This is a genomic window from Colwellia sp. TT2012, from assembly GCF_001440345.1.
GTDB lineage: Bacteria > Pseudomonadota > Gammaproteobacteria > Enterobacterales > Alteromonadaceae > Colwellia.
The window spans coordinates 82069-108174 of sequence record NZ_LJYX01000014.1; the positions used below are offsets into that span (position 1 = coordinate 82069).

21 protein-coding genes and 3 pseudogenes are annotated in these 26106 nt (G+C 37.6%); 16 read left to right on the forward strand and 8 right to left on the reverse strand.

All coding sequences use genetic code 11. The features are described 5' to 3' along the window. The first annotated feature begins 15 nt into the window (after positions 1 to 15). Positions 16 to 2094 carry a S9 family peptidase gene (locus tag ASU03_RS08370; RefSeq protein ID WP_057831433.1) on the forward strand — a complete coding sequence of 693 codons (2079 nt, stop codon included), beginning with the start codon at positions 16 to 18 and terminating at the stop codon, positions 2092 to 2094. 126 nt (positions 2095 to 2220) lie between these two features. Here ASU03_RS08370 and ASU03_RS08375 read toward each other — a convergent pair whose 3' ends face one another. Both ASU03_RS08375 and ASU03_RS08380 read right to left on the reverse strand, forming a co-directional pair. After that, positions 2221 to 3393: a vWA domain-containing protein gene (locus ASU03_RS08375; RefSeq protein WP_057831411.1), complete on the reverse strand. Its 1173-nt coding sequence runs from the start codon at positions 3391 to 3393 to the stop codon at positions 2221 to 2223. A gap of 6 nt (positions 3394 to 3399) precedes the next feature. Continuing rightward, positions 3400 to 4233, reverse strand: coding sequence for an AAA family ATPase (locus tag ASU03_RS08380; RefSeq protein WP_057831412.1), 834 nt, complete (start codon positions 4231 to 4233; stop codon positions 3400 to 3402). Positions 4234 to 4668: 435 nt separating this feature from the next. Between ASU03_RS08380 and ASU03_RS08385 the strand changes: the two genes are divergently transcribed. The 14 genes from ASU03_RS08385 to ASU03_RS08450 all read left to right on the forward strand — a co-directional run bounded on the left by ASU03_RS08385 (position 4669) and on the right by ASU03_RS08450 (position 19475). Beyond that, a complete protein-coding gene (locus tag ASU03_RS08385; RefSeq protein ID WP_057831413.1) occupies positions 4669 to 5112 on the forward strand; it encodes a hypothetical protein in 444 nt (147 codons plus the stop codon). Further along, complete coding sequence (locus ASU03_RS08390; RefSeq protein ID WP_057831414.1) at positions 5109 to 5915, forward strand: lytic transglycosylase domain-containing protein; 807 nt, start codon at positions 5109 to 5111, stop codon at positions 5913 to 5915. The genes ASU03_RS08385 and ASU03_RS08390 overlap by 4 nt, the downstream gene beginning before the upstream one ends. Positions 5916 to 6032: 117 nt before the next feature. Continuing rightward, a complete protein-coding gene (locus ASU03_RS08395) occupies positions 6033 to 6935 on the forward strand; it encodes a hypothetical protein (protein ID WP_157465861.1) in 903 nt (300 codons plus the stop codon). Positions 6936 to 7008: 73 nt separating this feature from the next. Next, complete coding sequence (locus ASU03_RS08400) at positions 7009 to 9783, forward strand: bifunctional serine/threonine-protein kinase/formylglycine-generating enzyme family protein (RefSeq protein ID WP_057831416.1); 2775 nt, start codon at positions 7009 to 7011, stop codon at positions 9781 to 9783. Between the two features lie 147 nt (positions 9784 to 9930). Then, on the forward strand, positions 9931 to 10527 hold the full coding sequence (locus ASU03_RS08405) for a hypothetical protein (protein ID WP_057831417.1): 597 nt from the start codon (positions 9931 to 9933) through the stop codon (positions 10525 to 10527). Between the two features lie 10 nt (positions 10528 to 10537). Continuing rightward, complete coding sequence (locus tag ASU03_RS08410) at positions 10538 to 11470, forward strand: hypothetical protein (RefSeq protein ID WP_197411224.1); 933 nt, start codon at positions 10538 to 10540, stop codon at positions 11468 to 11470. 3 nt (positions 11471 to 11473) lie between these two features. Next, entirely contained in the window at positions 11474 to 11875 is a 402-nt protein-coding gene (locus tag ASU03_RS08415) for a hypothetical protein (protein ID WP_057831418.1), read from the forward strand. After that, on the forward strand, positions 11875 to 12417 hold the full coding sequence (locus ASU03_RS08420) for a hypothetical protein (RefSeq protein ID WP_057831419.1): 543 nt from the start codon (positions 11875 to 11877) through the stop codon (positions 12415 to 12417). Before ASU03_RS08415 ends, ASU03_RS08420 begins: the two co-directional genes overlap by 1 nt. Before the next feature lie 224 nt (positions 12418 to 12641). Beyond that, positions 12642 to 13151: a hypothetical protein gene (locus tag ASU03_RS08425; RefSeq protein WP_057831420.1), complete on the forward strand. Its 510-nt coding sequence runs from the start codon at positions 12642 to 12644 to the stop codon at positions 13149 to 13151. A 49-nt stretch (positions 13152 to 13200) separates the two neighbouring features. Continuing rightward, positions 13201 to 14055: a hypothetical protein gene (locus ASU03_RS08430; protein WP_157465862.1), complete on the forward strand. Its 855-nt coding sequence runs from the start codon at positions 13201 to 13203 to the stop codon at positions 14053 to 14055. 123 nt (positions 14056 to 14178) lie between these two features. Next, on the forward strand, positions 14179 to 15867 hold the full coding sequence (locus tag ASU03_RS08435; protein WP_057831422.1) for a hypothetical protein: 1689 nt from the start codon (positions 14179 to 14181) through the stop codon (positions 15865 to 15867). Beyond that, positions 15857 to 16432, forward strand: a complete 576-nt coding sequence (locus tag ASU03_RS08440; RefSeq protein WP_057831423.1) for a hypothetical protein — start codon at positions 15857 to 15859, stop codon at positions 16430 to 16432. The genes ASU03_RS08435 and ASU03_RS08440 overlap by 11 nt, the downstream gene beginning before the upstream one ends. Positions 16433 to 16545: 113 nt before the next feature. Beyond that, entirely contained in the window at positions 16546 to 18951 is a 2406-nt protein-coding gene (locus ASU03_RS08445; protein ID WP_057831424.1) for an FHA domain-containing protein, read from the forward strand. Between the two features lie 275 nt (positions 18952 to 19226). Beyond that, complete coding sequence (locus ASU03_RS08450) at positions 19227 to 19475, forward strand: DUF3297 family protein (protein ID WP_057181036.1); 249 nt, start codon at positions 19227 to 19229, stop codon at positions 19473 to 19475. A gap of 156 nt (positions 19476 to 19631) precedes the next feature. Here ASU03_RS08450 and hflX read toward each other — a convergent pair whose 3' ends face one another. The 5 genes and pseudogenes from hflX to ASU03_RS21445 all read right to left on the reverse strand — a co-directional run. After that, the gene (hflX, locus tag ASU03_RS08455; RefSeq protein WP_057831425.1) at positions 19632 to 20987 is read right to left on the reverse strand and encodes a GTPase HflX; all 1356 of its coding nucleotides are present in this window, start codon (positions 20985 to 20987) and stop codon (positions 19632 to 19634) included. A gap of 261 nt (positions 20988 to 21248) precedes the next feature. Further along, a complete protein-coding gene (locus tag ASU03_RS08460; RefSeq protein WP_057831426.1) occupies positions 21249 to 21539 on the reverse strand; it encodes a hypothetical protein in 291 nt (96 codons plus the stop codon). Positions 21540 to 22136: 597 nt separating this feature from the next. Beyond that, on the reverse strand, positions 22137 to 22448 hold the full coding sequence (locus ASU03_RS08465) for a hypothetical protein (protein WP_157465863.1): 312 nt from the start codon (positions 22446 to 22448) through the stop codon (positions 22137 to 22139). A 356-nt stretch (positions 22449 to 22804) separates the two neighbouring features. Next, positions 22805 to 23198, reverse strand: a pseudogene (locus ASU03_RS08470) (VOC family protein); the annotation flags it as partial. A 191-nt stretch (positions 23199 to 23389) separates the two neighbouring features. Further along, positions 23390 to 23833 (reverse strand): annotated as a pseudogene (locus tag ASU03_RS21445) (integrase core domain-containing protein); the annotation flags it as partial. Between ASU03_RS21445 and ASU03_RS08475 the strand changes: the two are divergent. Beyond that, positions 23826 to 24560 (forward strand): annotated as a pseudogene (locus tag ASU03_RS08475) (IS30 family transposase); the annotation flags it as partial. The pseudogenes ASU03_RS21445 and ASU03_RS08475 overlap by 8 nt on opposite strands. A gap of 28 nt (positions 24561 to 24588) precedes the next feature. Here ASU03_RS08475 and ASU03_RS08480 read toward each other — a convergent pair. Then, positions 24589 to 25857, reverse strand: coding sequence for an alpha/beta fold hydrolase (locus ASU03_RS08480; protein ID WP_057831429.1), 1269 nt, complete (start codon positions 25855 to 25857; stop codon positions 24589 to 24591). Positions 25858 to 26106: the final 249 nt, after the last annotated feature.

Below are 26106 nucleotides of genomic sequence, written 5' to 3' on the forward strand. Positions count from 1 at the left end.
AAAACCAATGCTCCCATAGCTAAAAAAATCCCCCATAAAATGGCAATGCATAATCATCAGCGGGTGGATAATTATTATTGGATGCGTGATGACAAGCGTTGCGATGAAGACATATTGGCACACCTTAAGGATGAAAATAGCTATGCTGATGCCATGTTAGCCGAGCAAAAACCGTTACAAGAACATCTTTTTGAAGAGCTTAAAGCACGTATCGTAAAAGACGATAATACCGTGCCGGCAAAAGACGGTAAGTATTGGTATCACAGTGAAATTAATGGCGAACAAGAGTATTCAAATTATTTCCGCACAACCAGCTTTGCTGGTGACGACAAAACTCTGTTGTTAGATGTTAATGCGCGAGCCAAAGACCATGAATTTTATGACTTAGGTGATATATCAATAAGTCCTAATGATCAAATAATGACAATAGCTGAAGACACTGACAGCCGCCGTATTTACACCATTAATTTTAAAGACTTAAACAAGTTAAGCAACGAAACTGACGCACAAGACGCTTATTTAACCGATGTTTTACTTGCAACGGAAGGACAGATTGTTTGGGCTAATGACAATCAAACGGTATTTTATGTAAAAAAAGACCTAGAAACCTTGTTAGGTACACAAGTTTATCGCCATAAACTGGGTACACCACAAGCTGATGATGTTTTGGTATATGAAGAAGACGATCACAGCTTTTATATGAGTTTAGATAAAAGCAGAGATGAGTCACAAATTTATATTTGCTTACATGCCACTGAATCAACACATACTTTAACCCTTAGTGCCGATGAGCCTGAGGGCGAGTTTATTGAGCTACTGCCTTATCAAGAACAACACGAATATCACGCTGATAAAATGGGCGAACACTTTTATATTGTCAGCAACTATCAAGCTAAAAACTTTCGCTTAATGAAAGTCGCTGTCGATAAAGTTGATGATATAAGTAACTGGCAAGAAGTGATCCCACACAGAAAAGAGGTGCTACTTGAGGGCATTGAATTATTTCATAACTTCATTGTGGTGACCGAACGTGAAAATGGCCAAATTCGTTTTATTGTGCACACCACAAGAGGTAAAAATTCTGGTCACCAGTATCCATTGTCTTTTGATGATCCGTGCTACTTTGCTTGTCTTGGCGATAACCCAGAGCCAAATAGTACTACGGCAAGATTATATTATTCGAGCTTAACCACACCCGGCTCTTTATTTGAATTTGACTTAGCTACGGGTGAGCGCACGCTGCTTAAACAGCAAAAAGTATTAGGTGACTTTAACAAAGAAGATTATCAATCAGAGCGGTTATTTATTACTGCGCGTGATGGTGTTGAAGTACCGGTATCCCTTGTTTATCGTAGCGATATGTTTAAAAAGGATGGCACTAACCCTCTTTTACAGTACGGTTATGGTGCGTATGGCATTACCATCGACCCTGATTTTTCCAGTCAAACATTAAGTCTGCTCGACCGAGGTTTTGTTTACGTTATCGCCCATATTCGGGGCTCAGAAATGTTAGGTAGAGAATGGTATGAAACCGGTAAAAAAGAGCATAAACAAAATACCTTTAATGACTTTATTGATGTCACTAAGGCCTTGGTTGCCCAAGGTTATGGCGCAAAAGATAAAATATTCGCCTCTGGCGGTAGCGCCGGCGGTTTATTAATGGGCGCTGTGGTAAACCAAGCACCTGAGCTGTATTTAGGCATTGGTGCACATGTACCCTTTTTAGATGTGTTAACCACTATGCTCGATGAAACCATACCGCTAACCACCAATGAATATGACGAATGGGGCAACCCGAACGAAGCCGAGGCTTACCATAGTATTTTAGCGTATTCGCCCATTGATAATATCAGTGCGCAACACTACCCCAATATACTGGTTACTACCGGACTGCACGACTCACAAGTGCAGTACTTTGAACCGATGAAGTGGGTAGCAAAAATGCGAGAGCTGAAAACCGATGATAACTTATTGTTATTTAAAACTGATATGGAAGCGGGCCATGGCGGCGCATCAGGACGTTTTAAAAGTTTAAGAGAAAAAGCCTTGGAAATGAGCTTTTTCATCTCATTGTTACCCGGTAAAGCTAGCTAAATAAAATTAGCGGAGTAAAAGTTAGCGGAGTAATCTGCTAACTTTGTTATTCGCAAGCTTGCTCAGCCATTTATAAAAACTTCATAGTTTTCCCTTTAGGCTCAAAAACTATTTTACTCTCAAACGTTAGCTTATTGCTTTTATAGCTCGCCCGATGCCATCAACGGTTAACGGAAACATTTTGTTGTCAATCAACTCATTGATCAGCCCTATAGAGTGATAATAGGACCATTGCGCTTCAGGTTGCGGATTTAACCAGGCAATTTTACTAAAATGACTGGTAAGTCTATTCATATGGTCAGCGCCAGGTTTTTCATTCCAGTGTTCAACACTGCCGCCTGGGTAGGTGATTTCGTATGGCCCCATAGTGGCATCACCGACAAAAATCACTTTATAATCTGAGCCAAAGGTTCTGATGATTTCTTCAATATCGACAGTTTCGCTGCGACGTCTTTGGTTATCTCGCCACACTTTTTCGTAAACGCAGTTATGAAAATAAAAGAATTCTAAATGTTTAAATTCGCTGTGCGCCGCTGAAAACAACTCTTCGCAGGTATGAATGTATTCATCCATAGAGCCGCCAATATCAAAGAACATCAATACTTTTACCGCGTTATGACGTTCTGGCTCCATGTGTACGTCAAGCATACCGCCATTTTTTGCCGTGGCGTGTATGGTGGTATTGATATCCAGCTTTTCACTGGCGCCAGTACGGGCAAATTTCCTTAACTTTTTCAGCGCTAGTTTGATATTTCTAGAGCCCAATTCACGGTCTTGGTCGAAGTTTTTAAACTCACGTTTGTCCCACACTTTTACCGCACTGTTATTACGGTTTTTATCCTGCCCTACCCTAATACCTTCGGGGTTATAACCATAAGCACCAAAGGGCGATGTGCCACCGGTACCAACCCATTTACTGCCGCCAGCATGACGTTTTTTCTGCTCTTCAAGTCGCTCTTTTAACGCCTTCATTAATTGGTCGAGGCCACCTAACGACTTAAGCTTTGCTTTTTCTTCATCACTTAAGTGCTTTTCAAACTCTTTTCTTAACCAATCTTCCGGTAGAAGCTGGTCAAAGATATCAATTTGTTCAATACCTTGGAAATATTCAGCAAAAGCACGATCATACTTATCGTAGTGAATTTCATCTTTAACCATGACTATTTTGGCAAGGTTATAAAAATCATCGACATTAGCAAAAATCACACCTTTTTTTAATACCGCGATTAAATCTAACAGTTCACGCAAACTACAGGGCACTTTGTGCTTTTTTAAGGCGAGGAAAAAATCAATAAACACGGCTAGTTACCTGTTTCTACGGGTCATAAAGGCAAGTCTTTCCATTAAAGAAACGTCTTGCTCATTTTTTAATAAGGCGCCAAATAAAGGAATAATGTCAGATTTTTTATCCATTAAAACCTCTTGGGCAATATCATCAGCCATCAGCAGTTTTAGCCAATCAATTAATTCTGACGTTGACGGTTTTTTCTTCATGCCTTTTAATTCTCTTAACTCAAAAAACACGTCTAATGTTTGCTTTAATAAGTCTTGTTTAACATGAGGATGGTGAACGTCGATAATTTGCTGCATTTCAGTTTTTGTTGGGAATTTAATGTAGTGAAAAAAGCAGCGTCTTAAAAAGGCATCAGGTAATTCTTTTTCATTATTTGAAGTGATAATGATAATTGGACGTTGTTTCGCTTTGATAACCTGTTGAGTTTCATAAACAAAAAACTCCATTTTATCAAGCTCTTGTAATAAATCGTTCGGAAATTCAATGTCAGCTTTATCTATTTCATCAATGAGCAATATACAACGTTCGTCTTCTTCGAACGCCTGCCATAACTTACCTTTAATAATATAGTTACCGATATCATTTACCCGTTCATCGCCAAGTTGACTGTCACGCAAGCGCGATACCGCGTCATATTCGTATAAACCTTGTTGCGCTTTTGTCGTTGATTTGATGTGCCATTGGTACAACTTACAATTGAGTGACTTAGCCAATTCTTCCGCTAATTGTGTTTTACCTGTGCCGGGCTCCCCTTTAATCAATAAAGGTTTTTCTAGGGTGATGGCGGCATTCACGGCTAAGCGAAGATCGTCTGATGCTATGTAATTTTCAGTACTGTTAAACATGTTATTACTACCTATTGAGAGCCTATTGATAAGCTATTCAGAACTTAATCAGCTGACAATTCATAGCAAGTGATTTTTTATAAAATGTCATTGAAATTGTCATTGTAAATTAACTGATGATTTATTTGGCCCTGAAATAGAAACAGTAGCTGTTTGTTACTGTTCTTTATTTTCAGGACATTTCTGGGCGAAATGATAACACCATAAATACCCGTAAAAATAGCAAAATAAAACAATCGTTTTAATTAGCTGTTTTTATTTTTATAATTTCGTATTTTTAATCTGCAAGTGGCATCTGAAGGCTCTATTGTTGTTACTTGTTGGCGACGATATTTCTTTATTGGTGAGCATTTCAGAGTGGCATGGTGAAAAAATCGCTCAAAGAATTTTATAACTAAATTTAATCATTAACGATAACCATTAATTGAGTTAACTATGCAAGATACGACCTCAACTGCCATGACTGAAGTTGCCTTAGGACTTTCTATGGCGTTTTTTACTTTACTCATTGTCGCTTTGTTATCAATGAGTGTCCCTAAAGAAAGAACTACGACAGAAAAGCTTAAACCGACAACTAACATACCTGATGACCTAAAAGACAATAAAGTTATTGATATTCAAATGAAAAATAATCATAGCGGCAATAGCACTATGCAATTCGCCTTTTACTTCAAGCAAAAATTCTATGACAGTGCTTTAGTTTTACGCACTATTGATAGCTTTTCTAAAGAGCAAACGTTGATTATTGCCGTAGATCCCACGTTAGCTTTTGCTGAAGTATTTGCTTTAAGACAACAAATAAACCACCCAAAGCTTGCTATTACCACATCAAATAATGCTTGGCGTACACGCTTACAACAAATTGGCATCAACTTATGAATCAAATAAAATGGCTTACTCTCTTCGTTGCAATTTTTGCCACGCTAATGCGGTCGCCAGTGGCTATTGCTATTAACTCTGCTAGTAACTCGGCTAATAACATGGCCATACAACAACTATTGGTTGATGAAGCAAATCGACAAGGCATTGATCCCGCTTTAGCCTTAGCAATGGCAGAAGTTGAGTCGAATTTCAATCCAAAGGCATTAAGTAAAGCAGGAGCGAAAGGTGTTATGCAGATTATGCCAGCAACAGCACAAAAAGTTTTTGGCATTTCATCAGAGCAGCTTTATGATGAAAAAATTAATATTCATTTAGGCATTCGTTTTATAAAGCAGTTATTAACGCGTTATAACCAACGCCTTGATATTGCACTTTCACATTATAATGGTGGCTCAGCGGTACAAGATAAATGGGGCCGGTTACGGGTCATTCCGGCCACTAAGAGATACGTCAATAAAGTATTATCTGCTCGAGAAAAGTATAACTATAAGGCTTATCAGTTATCAATTGGCGACTATCACAGCGCACTAACCACAACTAACCACATAACTAAGCCTAAAAAACATTATTTAGCAGCAACAGCTGAGCAATCACTTTATCAAAAAGTTGAGAAATTGCGTACTTTACGTTTGCACAACATCATGCGTAATACTCAAGGTAAATCATCCGCAGTAAATAAAACACCTCATGTATATACAAGTATTACTCAAAAAAATAAAGTGAAAAATATACAGAAAACACTGTTCCCCTTGTCAGAAAAACGAAAAAAAGTACTCAGTTGGGAAGCTATATATAACTAATCACTTTAAACCATCTTGTTAAATAATTCATTACTGCAAATAAAGACCTTTAAAAATCACCAAAGGCTTTTATAACCCAGTTTATACAATTTTATCGCCAATCAATGGAGAAAAGGCATGCAACGATTAATAACTATAATGCTTAGCTCATTATTCCTAATTACAGTATTACCTGCTCATTCTGCCAATAATACCAATATATTAGTTATTGGCAATGATGCTAATAAAGGCAGTGTTTCACGTAATAATCCTATTTTTACTCGTGTTATCGGCGCATTAGCAAATAATATGCATGATAATAACTTTGATGTTTATGATGAAACCGCCATCACTTTAGAGGGTTTTGCTCAAGACAGAGTTAATCGAAGTGATGCTGAAATTATTGATATTGCCCGCTCTATTAAACGTCCTCCTATTGATATTGCTGTGATATTCTCAATTTATGTTAATCAACAAAATAATGGCTACACCACAAAAGTGACCGCCCGAATTGAAGGGCGACTGCTTAATGTGCAAACAGGTAGACGGTTGGGTAACTTTGAAATAGACAGTGGCAGACCATGGAATGTGCCAAGTCAATGTCACCTTGATTGCATATTAGAAAACTCAAGTGATAAATCAAGACTGATGGCAAATGATTTAGGCGCGGTATTAGCGGAAAAACTGGCTTGGTTAACAGATGGTGGTAATAGTCATTTAGGTTTAGATCGCCCTGGAACGAATAATCTTAATACTGGCTATAGCTTGATTTTTGATGGTTTCAGTGGTGAAATTTTTGCTGAAATAGAAGAGTATCTAGTGAATTTTTCAGGTTATGACTCCTATCGCCCAGTGGAGATCCGCTATACCCGCACAGAAATATGGTATAAATCGTCAATAGGCACGGCAAAATTAAATCGTAACCTTAAAAAAATGTTAACTGAGATGAACTTAACAGCAACAATTAATTTTTCAGGCAATACATTTACCGTGAAAAAAATCACACTTAGGGGTAAGATTAATAATCAAATGAGTGGATAAGCGATTTATTAATAAAGCTTTCACTATTTAACCTAAATCTCGGCAGCCGCTGGTAATGAGCAAATTAAACTAAATGCAGCATATTGGTAAATACAAGGTTATTAAAAAGATTGGCTCAGGCAGCTTTGGCTGCGTTTATTTAGCGGAAGACGCCAAGTTAGCTGTACAAGTAGCCATTAAGGTATTTAAAATCAAAGATGCCGCTTTGATTAGTCAAGTAACCTCTGCCGTGGCAGATCCAGAGCATATTATAAAACAACGTTTTATTGAAGAAGCTCGAATTTTACGAAAACTAAGTGCAAACCCTTACATTGTAGAAATGTATGAATTTGATGAGCTTGCCGACGGTACACCTTATTATGTAATGCCTTATATTGCTCGCACTTTAGTCGATGAAATTGGCAAAGATTATTTTAGTCCAGCCAGTTTAGACGATATACCTAAAACGCACTATCCTAGACGAATGCCAACAATAGCAGCGATACGTTATTTAACACAACTTAGCCAAGCGCTCGCTGCCGTACATGAACATGGGCTTGTTCACCGAGACATTAAACCCGAAAATATCTTAATTAATGACCAAGACCAAGTGCAATTGAGTGATTTTGGCATCGCGAAGTTACCCTTAAGTGAGCACAGCCAAACAGGGTTTGGCATGGGCAGTAAAAATTACCTTAGCCCAGAGCAGCAAGAAAGTGCTAAACATGTACAAGCTGCCAGTGATATTTATAGTTTGGCGGTGATTGCGTATCGAATGTTCACTGGACAGTTACCCGTAGGACGTTTTCAAGATCCTATCGATTATGCACCCGATATACCTCAAGCGTTGAACGATTTAATTATTCTTGCCCTGTCTCAGTCAGCATTACAGCGCCCTAGTGATGGCAGTGAATTTTTAGTTGCGCTTAAGCAAGCGCTTGAAGAGAGCATGCCAGCGGAGGAAATAAATACTGAGCACGATACCAAAACTTGGATAGGACAAAGTAGCAATCCGATAAAAGACGAACTCAAACCCTTAGCAAATAAAATTATTGAGTTATTAACTGAACAAGGTGAAATAAAAACTGACGATTTAATTTTTCTGCAAGCCTTTGCCGATATTGCTGATTTGGATAACCTGGCTCTACAAGCATTTATTGCTCATATTACTCAGCAACAAATAGCTCAGCAGCAAATGGCTCAGCATAAAAGTATAATACCAAGTGACTTACCTTGTGACATACCTAGTAAATTAGCCGATGAAACACTGCCTAATAACTCGAACAACTTATCGGCATTCATCTTATGGATGGAGACAGTAAATAAACACTTTCACACCCATCAGCAATTTTTATCTGCTGCACAAGTTAATAGCTTAATTGCCGCGGGGCTCAGTACCACCAATAAAACTGCTGAGCAATTAACGCTATTAATAGCGTTAAAACAGCAAAAGCCGAGTGCCGTAAAACGCATAAAAACCTTGGCTTATCCTTATTTTAGTTTGTTAAATAAACGTCGTAGGCTAATATCATTTTTACTCTTTATCACGGCTGCAATTGTTATCTACGGAAAATATCAAAGCCATAAAAAACAATATATAGCCAATGATTATGCTTGGAGTCAAGCCCAAAGTAGCAATACAGTTAGCGCTTATAATTTGTATTTAGCAGAGCACCCTGAGGGAGGTTATCTCAATGAAGCAAAACAGGCTTTAGCTGATTTATTACGTCAAAGAAACCTTTCACAAACAAATGAAAGTCTACTGCGACAGCAACAAATAACCACAGTTCAACAGCAACTGATCAAACTAGGTTATCAAATAAGTAAAAGCGGCAAATTAGATAAACGTAGCCAGCATGCGATAAAAGCCTTTGAAGACAGTGAAAACTTATTAATTACCGGTAACGTAGATGAATTATTACTACAGAAATTAACACAGGTTTATCAACAAAAAGATGAAACACTTTGGCTTGCAGTCCAAGATGAACATGCTATCCACGCTTACCAACAATATAAAGACGCTTTTCCACAAGGTCAGCATTTTATCCAAGCGACTCAGTTAATCAATCAACTCTCACTTGAAAAAAGTGCCAACGACGAGAAAAAACAACAAGCGAAAGCAAAACATCGTCAACAAATAATTCAACGTGCCACCAACGAGTTACTCAATAATATGGTTACCCTACCGGCTGGTCATCTTGTCATGGGTTGCGGCAATGAAGAGCATTGTAAAAGTAAAGAAATGCCACAGCATAGTGTTACCATTAATACCTTTAGCATTATGGTAACGGAAGTGACCTTTGCCCAATGGGATGCATGCATAATAGCTGGCGCTTGTAATGTACAGCCTGATGATGAAAACTGGGGTCGAGGCAGCCGCCCTGTTATTAATATCAGTTATGACGATATTGTTGCAGAGTTTATTCCCTGGTTAAATAAAACCACAGGCGAAAGCTTCGTTTTACCTTCAGAATCTCAATGGGAATATGCAGCAAAGGCAGCAAGCATAACAAAATATGCTTGGGGTGATGAACTCGATTGCTTAACAGCACGTTATAGCCAATTTAGCGGACTATGTGGCAATGAACGAAAGACCTCAGTAGTAAAAAGTTTTCAGCAAAATGCTTTTGGCTTATATGATATGCATGGCAATGTTTGGGAATGGACGCAGGATTGCTGGAACGAAGATTATTATGCCGCGCCTTCGGATGGTAGTGCATGGCAGGTCGGCGATTGCAGTGCGGGAATCATTAGAGGTGGTTCATGGCTGAACGAAGCCAACGTGTTGCGTTCAACTTTTCGACGTGGTTATAGCCGCTCAGCTAAAACAAATGTTACCGGATTCCGACTGGTGATTAATACTCACTAAAAACGACTCACCTAGCTGACATTTCAACATTTTCTGCTTTTTAAATTATAGTCTTTCAACAAAAATATTTAATTTACCCTAAAAAACGCTCAAAGATTTTTATAACCCTAATTAATTAAATAATTACCTTTTTAAAGGCAGCGGGTTATGACTACAAAACCACACTTTTATACCAAGAAAGCAACACGTAAATTAACCTTGTCGTTATGCTTAGTTTTTGCTTTATCAGCATGCACAACGACAAGCAATCCATTAACAAAGCCAACTGTTTCCATCGACAAAATCAATACCTCGCATGACACTGATACTTATGCGCCTAGTGACGCTGCGATAAGGTGTCAGAGTCATGCCAGAAACATTGCCATGCACGCAGAAACCGTTGCTTCTACGGCACAATACTTAGCCGCGGCTAAAGCAATGAATAGCTGTATTAGTAGTGCCCTGCAAAATAGCGCTTATAGTAATAACCAGGCACAGCAAGAGGCCATTATGAAAATGATGGCGGTAGCGACATTGAACTTTATTAAAGCCGGTGACGTTATTACCGCGACAAGAGCAGTAAACAGGTTTAAACGTATTTATCCACATCAAGATCTTTACTTCGAAGATTACACTTCATTTTTAGATACCGCGACAGCACTGCTCTCGACAGAGCCCTTAGGCGCATCACAAATGAGTTCATTAAACATCAGCCGAGCTTTACGCGATGAAATTGAACGTAAACATTATTGGTTAAACCACTAAGGATCACATCATGACGACTGATCAAAATAATCATTTGAAAAATAACGGCCTAAAGAAGTTTTCTGTTAAGAAAGGTTTGCTGTTAGCAACAGCACTCATGTTAGCAAACAGCCAATTGGTTTATGCTCTGCCCATTTCATTAGGCACAGCATCACCCGATTGGAATCCGGTAGCAAGTGATAAGTTGGTAAAACTACCGGCTAATATTATTGAAAAACGTATTCAAAAAGATTTTCAAGCCTCAGCAATGGCGACACGCATGGTTGAGCTTGATGTCGATATGCAGGATAACGTGACTGTAATCAAATCAATGTTACAAATAATACCGGAGCTTGAAGGTGAAGCAGCGCAAAATAAACGTTTTGAATTATTACAGTATAAATCTGAGTATTTAGATCTATTACAAGAAAGCCATGGTTTACATCAAAGTGCGTTAGAGAAAAAACAAGATTTATACAGCAGTGTCCTCGATAAAATGCGTTTGCAATCGGGAAAAATTAACAACAATGAATCCTATCAAATTCAGCAAGCACAAATTGCTGCAAGACAGCGAATGGAAAAAGTCATTCACCAAGTTGATCAATCCTTAATGCATCTAGGTTTAGAAAAAAAATCACCTTATACCGATGAATACAGTAAGAATCTGAATCAAATTGAAAAACTAAAAATGGCCATTAATCAACATCAAACCAATGAATCACCACAAGTTAATGGCATTGATATCAGCTCAGAAGAATATTTACGTCAGCTATTAATGGCGGTATCTACCGAACAATCGTTATTGGATCAAGAAGCTCTTATGCTCAGTTACATGGCAAAATTGGTGGCATTAGATGCACAAGCACTAGAATACGAAATGGCTTATGGCGACGAAGAAAGCTCGGGATTTATCACTGAAGCAAGTAAAGCAGCAAGTGTCACCACCCTATTTTACCAGGAGTAAACCATGCACAATTTAAGCAAAATCATTATCACTCTTTGCCTTTTGGCCATCACTATGACGAGTGTTTACGCAAAACCTAATCCACTCTTTACCTTAGAAAATTTAGAAAGAGAACGCGCAGTATTTCTCAATAATTTAACAACAACAAAGTTAACTGCTTATCAACGTGATCAGCAAGGAAATCATATAATTAAACGTCTAATTGATATGGAACGCATGGTATTACGTGATGACCGTATTTCCCTGAGCAATAGCGTTATGGCAAAAAAAGCCTTTCAAAATTACGAGTTAACCTTTTTAGTCCATGCGAGCAGTGAAAGTAAAAAAGCCCCTATGGCACACTGGCTACATGCGTTAAATATCACCGATGAAAAAATTTATAAGAGTCAATCAGGAGCACGCTAATGCCGTTTTCAGCCGATTTAGACATTAACCAAAATATATCAGCCAATATAAAAAATATAAGCAGAGTGACAACGTTAATTATGCCAACCATCATGCCATTAGTTGGCCTGATCATCATCTCATTAGCGTTAGTCAGTTATTTCACCGAGTTGCCATTAAGTGGCATCTTCTCATGGTTTGAGCGATTTTTTAGCAGCGCTTTTATTGTTATTTATAGCTTACTGGTGGCATCAGGGATTTATGCTATCGTGCAATTAAAACAGCACAAAGACGCTAATTATTGGCAAGAAGTTGGGCAACAGGCGGGCAATGCTATCGCAACCCTTGCTTTGACCTTTACCTTACTTGGCATCAGTTTAGGCATTGGCACATTAGCAGAGCAACCACTGAACCCTGAAAATGTGCAAGAGATAATTGCCAGCCTTACCAAACAGTTCTCTATGGCTTTTATGACCACTGTTATCGGTTTGCCAACAGCGACGGTTATTCGCGCATTAATTAGCATTAAATACCAAAAAATCGTTGCTAAGAGTGATGGTTAGGTCGATTAGCCATTTAACAATGCCAATCAATATAAGAGACTCGGTTGTAATTTAGTGTGGGTGAGTAAACAAGCGTGACGCATAAACCCATCCATGGGGCTCTGCACAAGCATCCATGCTTGTGAAGCTCGCTTTTATCACATCACCAACACTCATCGTAAATCAATAGGTTACGATGTTGACAACACCTAACTACAACACAGCCATATAAGAGGATTAAACACATGAAAATTTTATTTACCATCACCGTACTCATCGCAGGAATTTACTTATTTATTCAACAAAAAGGCTTGGAGAAATTAAATAAATTTTTACCGCAACATCAAATAGAGCAAGCGACTGAAACCCTACTAGCGAATGTAAGTAAAAATGTAGATCAGCAACTTGAGCAGTTTAAAAACAAGGTGTTAAATAAAAAAGATGAACGCATTAATGAATTAGAAAATCAACTGCAAAACTTACAAACACAGTTTTTAGCAAAAGCAGGCAAAGAAAAAACACAGCTTATTCAACAAAAAGAACGGCCACAAGACTTTCCACCAGAGCAAACTTTCTCAGCAACACAATACCTTGCAGCTGAATCATCAATGCATCTACCATCGACACTCAGTTCACCAACAGCTCAGCCTAGTGATAAAGAGTTCTATAAACAAAGAGCGATTAAACGCCAAGCTAATTTACAAGATATCGCTGAGCGTATGAATAAAACATCACTACTGGCATTAACTAACTAAGATGTTAAACCTGAGCCCTTATAAGCTAACTACCCTGCTGATATTATTATTGATATCACTGATAATCATTATTGGGGCAATAAACCTTTGGCAAGCAAAAACTTGGCAGCAAACAATAGCGAAAAAACTAGCCATTAAGGATAAAAATACCGAGGAACAAAAAAACGATAATAAAAGCGAACCTAATAGCCAAATAAATAAAACCACTAACAATAAAGTTAAACCCTTACTATTCATACAGATAGACTTGCCTACATTGCCTGTTACGTTAACAAAAAAGCGCTCAGCATCCCCAACAGCAGCGCTTAACCTTAACCTTAACAAAACAATTCGACCCGAGCAAAAACAGCAAGCGGCAAAAGATAAAACTAATGTTAATGCTAAAACTAAGCAGAGTAAACAAACGACAACAATAAAAACTGTCTCGGCTATGTATCAGCAACTAATTTCTGATGACTCGATAAACATTGAAATTGCTTGGCCTGATAAAAGTACTGAGAGGGAAAGTATTTTTTCATATTTATATCAATGTATTGGCATGCAATTTGGGGTATTAAAGAATCAAAAAGTAACACTAATACAAAATAATTATCAAAATATTACTGATAATCACAGCAATCAAGCCAGTGACTGGCTACGTATCGCTCAAGGGCAGTTAGCCCGTCAAGAGTATCATTGGCTAGAACAATATTATTTATCTGGTACACCCGTGCGTTTATTTCCTAAAGCAGTGGATTGGCAACTAGCACGTTTACTGACAAGTCATTTAAAAAAAGAGCGATTACAAAGCCTTAGAGCACGTTATATGCAGTTGGGCAACCAATTTATGTTAACAAATATCACACTAAATGGTCGGTTATTAACCAATGACTGGACATTAATCACTAAAAATTGTCCAAGTTAAAGTAAATACTAATTGTCATAACGACTAACTTATTGAAGAACCTTGAAAAATATTGATTAACTGACAAAAAATGCTTAAATTAGGGCATGATTTATAATAAAAATAAAATGTCTCTTAATTAATATGATCACTAATTTCAGCTCTCAAATTACCCGTTATGGCGTCAGTGAGTCTTTTAATGCATTTATTGATGGTCTTAGGGAGACACCGGGAATATTCGATAAAAAATTTCGTTTAGCTGATGTTAATAAAATGACTCAATATCTGGTTTGCCGTAATTACGGAAAAGCCTGTTTAGAGCTAAGTTATTTGGCTTGGGCTATCGTAAACTATCCTACTAATTATTCAGCTAACGCCGCTGTTGGCACCTCAGTAAAAACCCTAGCAAATGCACCGTTATTAGAGTTTTTCTGGCTTAATGAAAGCATTACGCCATCACGATTTAGACATGCCTTTAAAAGCCCTTATAAAAATAACAATATCGAGATTGCGCTAAATAAAGCTGGTTTACAATTAACAGTTTCCCAGCAATCGTTTGTGATATCACCGACACGTGTTGGCTTGTTAGCCGTTTTATTTGAAATAATAATTAGCCTTGCCCCTGAACAATTAACGGTTATCGAGCAAACATTAAAACAGAGCTCAGATGCTAAACCTGATGTAACAGCGATTAAAAAGTTATCCTCGGTTTTACAAAAACAAATATATCAATTTCTTGCCGAACATCTGGTGCCAGCGCAACAACAAAGGCGTTTTCGTTATATCAGCCAATGGTTAACATCAAAAAAACAAAATTCCGCGCACATTTATGCTTTAACAGATGACACCATCTTATCTTTTTGGCAGCACGCTGGGCTTGATGATTTATCACCCGGTTACAAACTTTATGCTTCCGCATTTAATGATATGGTTGCAACACATCAAGCAATGCAGCACGCCAAAGAGGCACTTGCTTTAGCTAACGCCAGCACTATTGGTTTTAATATTGAAGCGGGGGAATATTCACCCGATATTATCGAAGAGATTTTATTTAATAAGTCATCAGACAGCCAAGACTATGCTTGGTTATGCCAAACACCTAAGTTTTTAACCAAAGCACAATGGCGTTTCCTCGAGCCACTTATGCAAAAACAAGCTTATGTAAAAAAATTACCCTTGTCTTTTGCCCGTTTAGCCATTTTTGGCCAATGGCAGGCAAGTATAGTACAGGCAAAAAGAAAATCACCCCTGATTTTACAAGAAAAACTGACAGAGATTCCTGAGAAAAATTACCTGTTATATCAACAACAGTTAAGCAAACAAACTGAGCTATTAACACAAGTAATACTGGCCATAGCGCATATATTTTATAATCACCAAGATAGCCGTTATTTAGGCTGTATTCTAGATTTTATACCTAAAGCAACAACACAAAAAATTAAAAGTCATCTTGATGAAAAAATTGATTTTATCGGACATGAACAAAACCCACAGGCATTAACAACCGAAGTATTAAATAAAGCGCTGTTCAGTCAAAGCCAAACATTGCTAAGGCAATCACTTGAGTTAAGCCGTATTATGCAAGCGGCTAAAAGTGCTTTTAATAGCAATAACAAAGAGGGTTTTCAGCATTTACCACCTCTTGAGCTATTAGATATTTATCAAGATGGTTATGATGCGATAGCTAGGTGTCAGCATATTATTCAAATATACCTTAGCCAATTATCAAAATATTGGTTAACTACAGACGATTGTCAGCTAAATTATGGCTCTGATGTTTCCATATTTAAAGATATGTTTGATCGACTTTATGGAGAAGTAAATGACCAATAACAATTCCCCCAAAGAGCAACAGCAGCTGGCTCAGCAATTATTTTGTGCAAACGACGCTTATACCTCGCTTACCAAAATGTCACGGGTGACTAGAGGCACGGCTAATTTCACCATAGTATTTAATGACATTATTCAATTGGTAAAAAATAATAGCCAAGCAGATTTTATCAAACGAACACCCTTAATTATTAAAAAAATAAACACTGATCTCCGTTTGCGTAAAATATATCTGCAATTAATTAAACAACTAAGGTTTGCCGAGTCTGGCTTACAAGCAGCAGCAAGTTCGGCTAACATATTACCGGGACGTATTACCGAAAATTTTTCCTTGAAATTTAAACGAGATCATATTCACCTCAGCCAAATTTATGTTATTTTAACAATTAACCACCCTGCTGAGCATCATTTTAATCACGCCATTGCCCTGCATATCACCATAGGTGAACAGGTAAATTGTCTATATTTCCCCATACTAACGGATGGTAGCAGCCAATTACTGATGGAAGATAGCGATAGTCTCTTTAAATTAATCACCAACAGTAATAGCCATTTGTATTTAATGTAATAAACCAGGTTGATATATAAATGAATCTGCTTGGTAAATTAGGCATCTAACATGCCTATATAAAATGGGTAAATAACGGGTATAAATAACACTTCACAGATGAAAGAAAGCCAATGAAATTGCATATTTTTGTTGCCACTACGCAAGGGCTAGTCGCTATACAAAATATAACCGCTATAGATGATGCCGATATTAGCTCCATTGTTTCCATAAATGGCACCTCCACAACAGCAAATATTAGTAGTGCCTACCATAACTTTGTCAAAAAAGGCGCGGGTATAATTCAACAAGATTTTGGCGCCTGCAGTTACCGTATCAATATAAGTGATCGTATTGATCATGGTAATAGTTGGCAATTAGCTTTTTATTTAGCTCATGCGGCAAAAAATGACAATATTTTAGGCGATGGACAAGTCAGCGCTGGTGATCAGGTGATCTGTGCTACCGGTGAAGTGAATACCAGCAATAGAAATATTCAAGGTATTAGCGAAATTAGCCTCAAACAACAGTTAGCTGCTAAACAAATAAAACAATGGCATAAAAACAATAACAAAGTATGCTTTTTAGTCCCTGAGGCCAATAGACAAGATCTTGATAAACAACTACCGCTCAATATCAAACTGGTCAGTAGTTTAGCGCAAGCTCTTTGCTATTTACCTTTAACAGCTTCAGCTAACACAAGCAATGTCGAACTTGAAAACACAAGTGCTTCTTTAATAAAAACAGTAAGTAACAGTTATTGGTATCAGAAGAAATTAACACTGATAATAAGTGCTCTGCTGATGTCGTTTTTTATGTTATTGCTTTTTTCAATGAACGTTTGGTTTTCAACTGATAATAAACCGACTAGGGACTCAAAAAATAGTATCAATCACAACTATGCCCAGCAAACATGGCAAGTAATATTATTAAAGAAACCAGAACATGAAATTAATGAAACGCTACGGCCTGCTTACGCTTTAATTGAAAAAACAATAACCGAACAACTTATCGCTGAAAATTTTGATGTCGCTGATATAACACTGTTAACTGGCACTAAACAGCTGACAGAACAAACATTATTTCAACTAAGCAAAGAGCAGGTAAATTTAGCCATTCGTTTCAACCTAACAGTCCATAAGCTGAATCAGTTAACCAACACCAGCGCTGATACGTGGCGGTTTGAACTCTCAGCTGATTTAATTGACTTGGCAACCAAGAAAATAATTGAAAATCATAGCGAGTACAGTGAATACTCAAATAACTTCAGGCACTGTGATAAACAATGTATTGGCCACTGGTTCGCCAATAATGCTAAAAAATTAGCTCAGGATATGGGGGCTATTCTTGTGGTAAAACTAAAAAACTTACCACGCCAGTATCAATTCGAATTAATATTCCAAGACTTTTTAGCCAAAGAGCTGGTCTTAATACATAAGCAGTTAAAAAGTATCAATGGTTTTTTATCAAGCAAGTTATTACAGCAGTTTGATAATAAAAGTGAGTTATTTCATCAAACTAGTAGCCGAAAATATTTATATAATACTTATTTACCAACCGGCGAACTTGATATTGAATTACACCAGGTCTTTGCGCAATTAGGACTGCCGGTAGCTAACGTCAAACATAATACCAAAACACTGATTTTTATTCGAGCTAACATGCCCTACTCATTTTATTATGTTGTTGCTAGTATCATATTAATAACCTTCTTAATTTTTATGGTTTTTCTGCAACGTAAAGGCCATTTTACCTTCGCTCAGCATAACGATGTCAAAAAGTTAGCCGTTAACTTAAATACAGAGGGTGCAAAGCTCACTAACAGCATAGCTTTTGATGAAAATATCACGCCAATACAAGGCGCGGTGATCGGTCAAGGTGCTTTAGCAAATTGTTATATTTTCACCGCAGGTACATTAGCGTTAGGCCGGTTAGCCATAGAGCCAAGTACGTCATTTTCCATTGGTTATCAACAGATATCACGCGTAGGTAAACAGTGTCTATTTAGTTACCAAAACAATAACTTTTATTTGGAAGAACAAGGTAGCACTAACGGCAGCATTTTTAATGGTATTAAACTGGCTGCACAGCAAAAGGTCAATATTAACCAAGCTTCTCAATTAATTTTAGGTGGCGCAAATAAAGGCGAAATTGCGCTATGCCAATTAGACATAAAGGTTACAGTAAAAGAGTGCTCGGCCCTTATTATGCAATTAAATAACAAAGGCCATGAATTTATCAACCTTGATAAGACTAAACTTGCGTGGCCGTCAATGGCCAAAGACTTATCTTCTCGTTGGGTTTTATTAGCAAAAGAATTGTCTTTAAGTATTGATAACGGCCAAATAATACTAGGCAGTGACAAAAAAGACACCATCGCTTATTTAGTTTATCAAAACGGTTTTTATATAAGACCGGCGCAGCCCGCTAGAGGAAATGTGCAAATAATGATTAACCAAAAAGTCATCGACAATATAATGCCCATAACTGAAAATGCCGTTATTAGCCTCAATGGCTATGAGTTTAGTTTGCAGGGTTAGCACATCTTACTAGCTTCAGCAGTTACGTTGGTGTGTCTCTTAAGGTGAGGATGATAAGGATTTGTTCCATAATACAAAACCATAACGGTTAACGTTACTGGTTCGCAGCTCATTTAGTCTCACCTTTGTCTTACATTAAGTAAACTCGGTCAAAAAAGAGTTTAAACGTGCGGCACAGTACGTGTTGTTTTAGCAACATTTATTACGGCAACACTTGAGCGGTAAGCCTATATTGCCTACAATAGCGCACTATTTATTTATCACAGGTCACGAACATGAACGACACTACATCGAAACCAGCTTTACCGGATCACCTTTCTGGTAATCCCCGTAGCCCTCACCATGATGAGCAAGTTTTCGAGCACGAAATTGGTATTACGCTTAATGGCAAAGAACGTTTCGATGTTGAGGAATATTGCATCAGTGAAGGTTGGGTAAAAGTGCCATCGAAAAAAGCGTTAGACCGTCGTGGACAACCGCTTATGATGACAATAAAAGGCACTGTTGAAGCATTTTATCGTTAAAAACTATCTAAGAATAACCTAAAGATTAGCAATGAAAACCGATTAAACTTTTCTAAAACAGTTTAATCGGTCATTCGTTGGTATTAGTCAGGGTCAGATGAGCTTTATTTACCGGCATGCTGACCCTGTTAAATTAGCTATTGCTTGCGCTTAGCTTTATAAGCTCTGCATCCGCTTTTTCAATCGTGCTAAATCAATCGCATTTGACCTAACCGTAATCTTGATATGATCACTTTCATACTCTTCCTTGGTGACACTCATTTTTGAGCGAATTTCACCTATGATACCGTTAGCAGTGTAAGGAACAATAATCTCTTCTTCAACCATCTCATCCTGCGCAATTGCAACGATATATTTATGCAATTTACTGATATCAGCCGGATCACGAGCCGATGTCATCATGGCTTCAGGAAACTCATCCATCAATGCTTGTTGTTGCTCACGGCTAAGTTGATCAGATTTATTCAGTATCAGTAATTTTTTACTGTCCTCAACACCGACTTCTTCCAATACGCCGTGCACTACATCGAGTTGCGCACGAAAAGAAGGATCTGAAGCATCTACGACATATAACAATAATGAAGCATCATGTGCTTCTGCTAAGGTTGAATGGAATGAGGCGACTAAATCGTGCGGTAATTTTTTAATAAAGCCAACCGTATCTGATACTAATATTCGAGGTTGAGTGATTGGAAACAAGGCCCGAACCGTAGTATCAAGGGTGGCAAAAAGTTTGTTTTCACCTTCGACATCACTACCGGTAATCGCTCGCATCAATGATGACTTACCGGCATTGGTATAACCCACCAAAGCAACACAAAAAAGTTCAGCACGTTGGCTACGCCTGCCCTTCATTTCATCTTGCACACTCACCAACTCGCGCTTGAGTTCAGCTAATTGGTCACGAACTTTCCGGCGGTTTAGCTCTAACGTAGTTTCGCCAGCGCCTTTACCCATTTGACGTTCTTTATCACCACATGATGTCTCACGAAGCCGTGGCGCGACATAATTTAAGCGAGCAATTTCAACTTGTAATTTTGCTGTTTTGGTACGGGCATGGCGACTAAATATTTCAATAATAATGCCGGTACGGTCAAACACCTCTACGCCTAATTGATTCTCGACATTACGCAACTGCGATGGGCTTAAATCACAATCAAATACTACTACATCCGCACAAGCAAACGGCAGGTTGTCCGAGGGAATATCACTAAATGGCGTTTCATCAACTTCTTCTTCCGGTAAAACCTCGCCCGCTTCTACTTCGGTGTTAACTTCACCTTTGTTGCCAGTGAGGTGCGCTATTTCAGCCAGTTTCCCTAAACCCAATACATTAATTTTTTTAGTCGAACTCTGCTTTTGCGACTGACTACCAACCACTTTAAAGCCTAACGTCGTCACTAAACGCGCCAACTCTGCCAGTGATTCAGTTGCCTCATCACCTTTAAAATCCGGTGTGCAAATTGAAATAAGTAAAGCGTTAGTACGTGATGCTTTTGCTGTTAGTTGCATATTTTTATGTATACCATTTTGATTAAGTTGGTATTAGTGCACCTATTAGCCAATTGCTATAAGTGCAAACCTAATTTTTATCGAAAGTAATTTGATCCTACGCTGTTATAGCCGAGCTTTATAGAGCAATAGCAGACTAATGTAGATTTTATTTTAGTTGCCGGCAAAAAATAAAAAACCCATTACTTAGGTAATGGGCTTTTTTAATGTAGCAATCGGCTAGTTTTGTACAACAAGCCCTAACAGTAGCTTAGTCTGCTTTTATACCGCTGTAGAGGTGGCTTTTTTCATATTCGCTTTAATTTCTTTAATATCACAATCATCAAGTAACAATAGTACATCGGCTAGTGCGCTTCGAAGTTCCGTACTTTCTTTAAGTGTTTTTTTATTTTGCATATGTGATACAGATTCTCGATTCATCACGGTATTAAGTAAATTTTTCAGGACCTCAGCATCATCAATGTCTAAGGGTGCTAGTGACTTAGTTGCTGCGTCATTATAAGCGTTATAAATAAGAGTTAACGCCTGTTGAGATTCTCTTAATCTTTGCATTATTTATTCTTATTAAATTGAATAGTAATTTTAGATTACATCAATAAAACACTTTGTCTATAAGATAATAACTATATTGATATAACCTTCTTTACTCGCAGGATATAGCCACTGGAAATTTTCTTCCGGTTTAATGCTACAGACCCTTTGGTTTACCATTACTTCATTCAAAACGAAAAAAAACCGCAACTCGTTAAAGTTGCGGTTTCTTCAAATGTGGCGGGGAGAATGAGACGAGTATGGGCACTGCTTTTATTCAATAAAATTGCCATTAAAGTAATATAGTAGCAAAATAACGTTCTTACCCTAAAATCTACACGTAGGATATATCAGTATCCTTACGTAATATGTGGAGGTGTCATTAATAATGAGAAACGGTTCTTCTGCCACAAAGGCAACATTAGCAATTGTACCAGTAAAATGTTTTTGGGTTCTGTGCACTATTCAATATCAGATCCCAGAGTTTCGATTTATCAACATCCTATCCAGGTGATAAATAATAAGGGCAAGCTATACCGTGCTTGCTCATCAACAACTCAATAAAAACTAGAAAATTCTCCTCTCACTTATAATTTTCACTCCAAGGGGGATTATTTATTACTTAACAAGCGATCGCTTTAATACGTTTTTGTCGTATGGTACTTTTTGTGCATCGGAAAGAATTGCACGCATTTCGATCAGGTGCTCATATCTTAGGCGCATAATCTGTGTTTTTGCCGCCATAAGTTCATCAATCTTGACATCGATATTTTCAAGTTTAACATCATCAATAATGGTCATTTCATTAAGTTCTTTAAGTGCCTGCACTTCTTGTAGTTTAAAGGGAGCCTGATCAATATGCAGTTTGTGATGCATTTTATCTATTGAGGCTTTTTGGGATGCATCCGGATCCGAAATTTGTGCTGCCAAAAGAGACGTACTGATAAGACAGTACATAATGACGAGTGGAAACAAGCTAGACACTGATCTGTTTTCATACAAATTCATAAGTTCCTCCGGTGAATTTATATACATATTAGACCATGTTTTACATATTATCTTTACGTTCAACCCACCTTAAACATTCTGTAAATTCATTAATACTGATTTTAGGATCGTTCTGCATCGGTTGAACTCAAGGCACTAACAATTCCTTAGCGTGACCTGTTTTTAGTTGGTCATTGATTACGAGCTATTGCTCACTTTTACCACAAAGCGGCTGTTCCTCCGATAATTAAGCCACTTTGATAAGGGGAAGTACCCCCCTATTTCGCTATACTTATTTATTATTCATAATCAACAGCGTAAATTTCTTCATACGTATGGGAGTAAAGTTCAAATAAATTGCCGAATGGGTCTTCTAGGTAAACCATTTTAGAAGGCTTATTATCATCTTCTGGGTGGCATCTCATGATGTCCATTCGCACTTTTCCACCGAACTTTTCTGTACGCTCAATCACGCTATTAAAATCATCCGTTTGAACACAAAAATGGAAAATACCAATTCGAGAAAAATCCACTTTGTGGCACTCTTGTCTCTCTTTCATTTTAAAATAGTTCAACACCAAGACCATCAGTTGTAACAAGGTGAGCAATATTAAAGCCTTTAAAACCCTCGCCAAAAACAGCGATACACATTCTACCTATAGCACACTCTCGGTCCTCGACAACTTTAGTATTTACCCTAAGTTATTAAGCATACGAAGCTTGTTGTTCAAGTCAAAGCTGCTCCTAATCATCAAATATTGCATGAAATACAAAACGGAATAATTGATTTAGGTATTGTTACCGAGATAGCAAATAATAGTGCATTTGATGTACAAGAGATTCGGTGTTTTTCAAGATAGTTGGCACTGTTTACCCTAATTTTGTTAAGCGACTTCCTTTTGTGCGTTTTTTATACTTTCCTTTTCTGGGTTCAATGATACTGAGCCTGCTGGTTCGCAATTCCTAATATCACGAGACCAACGTATTGGGTTTGCCTCTCTTGCCTTTTTTAGTACTAACGCTCTATTAGCTAAAATTACTTTGTCTTCGCCACGATGACGCTATGCTGGAGTAACGAAGTTTATTTGACTGTGTCTATGTTTGTTGTTGTACCAATCGACAAAATTTCGAACCCAATCCCTCGCTACTTCAAGGCTAGCAAACCCTGATGATGGCCATTCAGGACGATATTTTAAGGTTCTAAACAATGCCTCTGAATAAGGGTTATCATCGCTATCCCTTGGTCTGCTGTATGATGGCAATACGCCAAGCTATTCCATCTTAGCCTTCATCGTTTGGGCTTTCATCGGTGCCCCATTGTCTGAATATGACTTTCTACTCGTGTGTAAGTTGTTAAGAAAAAAATATTCACCCGAACAAATAGTCGGACATATTCACCGGTTTAAATTAACGGCGAAATGCATGAGTCATGAAACCATTTATCAATATATTTGGCGTGATAAAGCGAAAGGAGGTAATTTATGGACTCACCTTCGCCAATCACCAAAGCAACGTCGAAAACGCTATAAAGCCTATGACAGTCGCGGTCGTCTAGCAGATAAACGAAATATAAGTGAACGCCCAGCAAGTGTAGAAACTCGTCAGGAAATGGGACACTGGGAGGTAGATACCGTTCATGGCCGAGGTAGCCTCCATTGCATAGTGACGTTATTAGAACGAAAAACAGGCTATGTGATGATTGGAAAGCTTCCTAATAAAACTGCCATCTCACTGAATAATAAGACGATAACGTTGATGAAGAGAATGCCACAAGCATTCAAAACTATTACGTCAGACAATGGTACCGAATTTCATCAATACAAGAAAATCGAGAAATGCGGTCAAACTACGTTCTACTTTGCCAATCCTTACCACTCTTGGGAAAGGGAAAGTAATGAACACGTTAATGGCCTTATTCGCCAGTATCTTCCTAAGACAAAAAGCATGAAAATGATCACACAACGACAATGCGATCAAATTGCTAAAAAGTTAAATCAACGACCAAGAAAGCGTCACAACTATAAAACACCAGAGGAGATGTACTATGGAATATAATCGTTATTGTTGCACTTTAAACTTGATACTAGGCCTGATTATCCAGTAACTTAGCCTTTATAATATTTATTTGCCACTGATTACTTTTATATGATTTTGCTAATTTAAATACTTTTTCATAATAATTTAAGGCAAGTTTTTTATCCCCTAGCTGCTCATAAGTTAAAGCTATACTTTTTAAATACTCTACAGAGTAATTAAAGTCAACTTCAGATTTTAGCAAAATTTTTAATGCAGCCTCAGGAGATTCGAAATGTCCAACGTAACGAGCCAGCATAATAATAAAGCCTTGCTCCGAGGCAGGGAGTTCATTTTTCACCCTAGCCATAAACGCAGGTATTTCATCTGTCTTTTTTTGCCTATAAAAATATCGAATAGCAGATTTAATACTTGGCGTTGGTATTGGCTGGTTAATAGTTAAGGAAAGAGATAGCTCCTTGTAATGCGCAAGCAAGCGTTCTGCTGACATAGAAGATAATTTTTTATTCGCTATAAACCATCCATTAAATATAGCTTTTAAATCACTACGTAATGAAACTAGCCCAACCGAATTGTGATTTTCATTTGGGTAATGCGAAAACTGCCACTGAATATTCTTAGGTTGATTTTCATCTAATAATTGTAAAACCCCATATACCCCTTGCCTAGTTTCATCTCCTAATGATAAATACAAAGATACTTGGTCATGTTTACTCATTCCAATAAATTTTTTAGCTTTTGCCATAATGGCATGATCATTTAGCCAAACAGATGGACTCATGGATACAAAATGCTCAAAAGCATTTGGTGATTCAAATAATGCATTTAATACAAACAATCCCCCCATAGAATGACCAACGAGTATAGAGTTATTTGCGACTCTGTAATTGTTACTTATATAAGGCTTAACCTCTTGTTCTAAAAAATTTAAAAATTGCTTTGCTTTACCAGAATCATCTTTTTCAAAAGGTGCGGTTAATCCCGCTGGTGTCATATATTGGCGATACTTATCAGTTCCCTTATCTGCGATACCCACCAAAATAACATCTGGAATCAATTGCCCTTTATTTGCCATAAAATCCAACATTCCTGATACTCCCTGAAAAGTAAAATCACCATCTAAAAGGTAAATAACGGGATAAGTTGCTTTCGTGTTACTACGGTAAGATTCTGGCAGTAAGATCTGAATTTCACGTTCTTCATTTAAATGAGTTGAGCTTATATTTACTCGTTTCCCGGTGTTAAACTCGGCAGAAAATATAAATCTAGAGGTAATCAAAAAGATTATTGTTAAAACGAAAGATAGTTTTTTTATCATTATAATCATCCATAGATATGATATTTATTAAAAGGGCTAACGCCCAAATAATGGGCAAATGATAGTTGGTTAAAATAGCGACGCAGGAGCAAAACCAACTGTTATTTGTCCTGATTAATTTGCTTGTATGGATAATACATCCATCTTTATTATTCTTTTTAAACCAGTTTAGGTAAAGTGAGGCCCAAGCTTTAGCAGCAACTAAAGCCTTTTTATACGGTAGTTCGATTGATTGCAGGCTCCTCTATT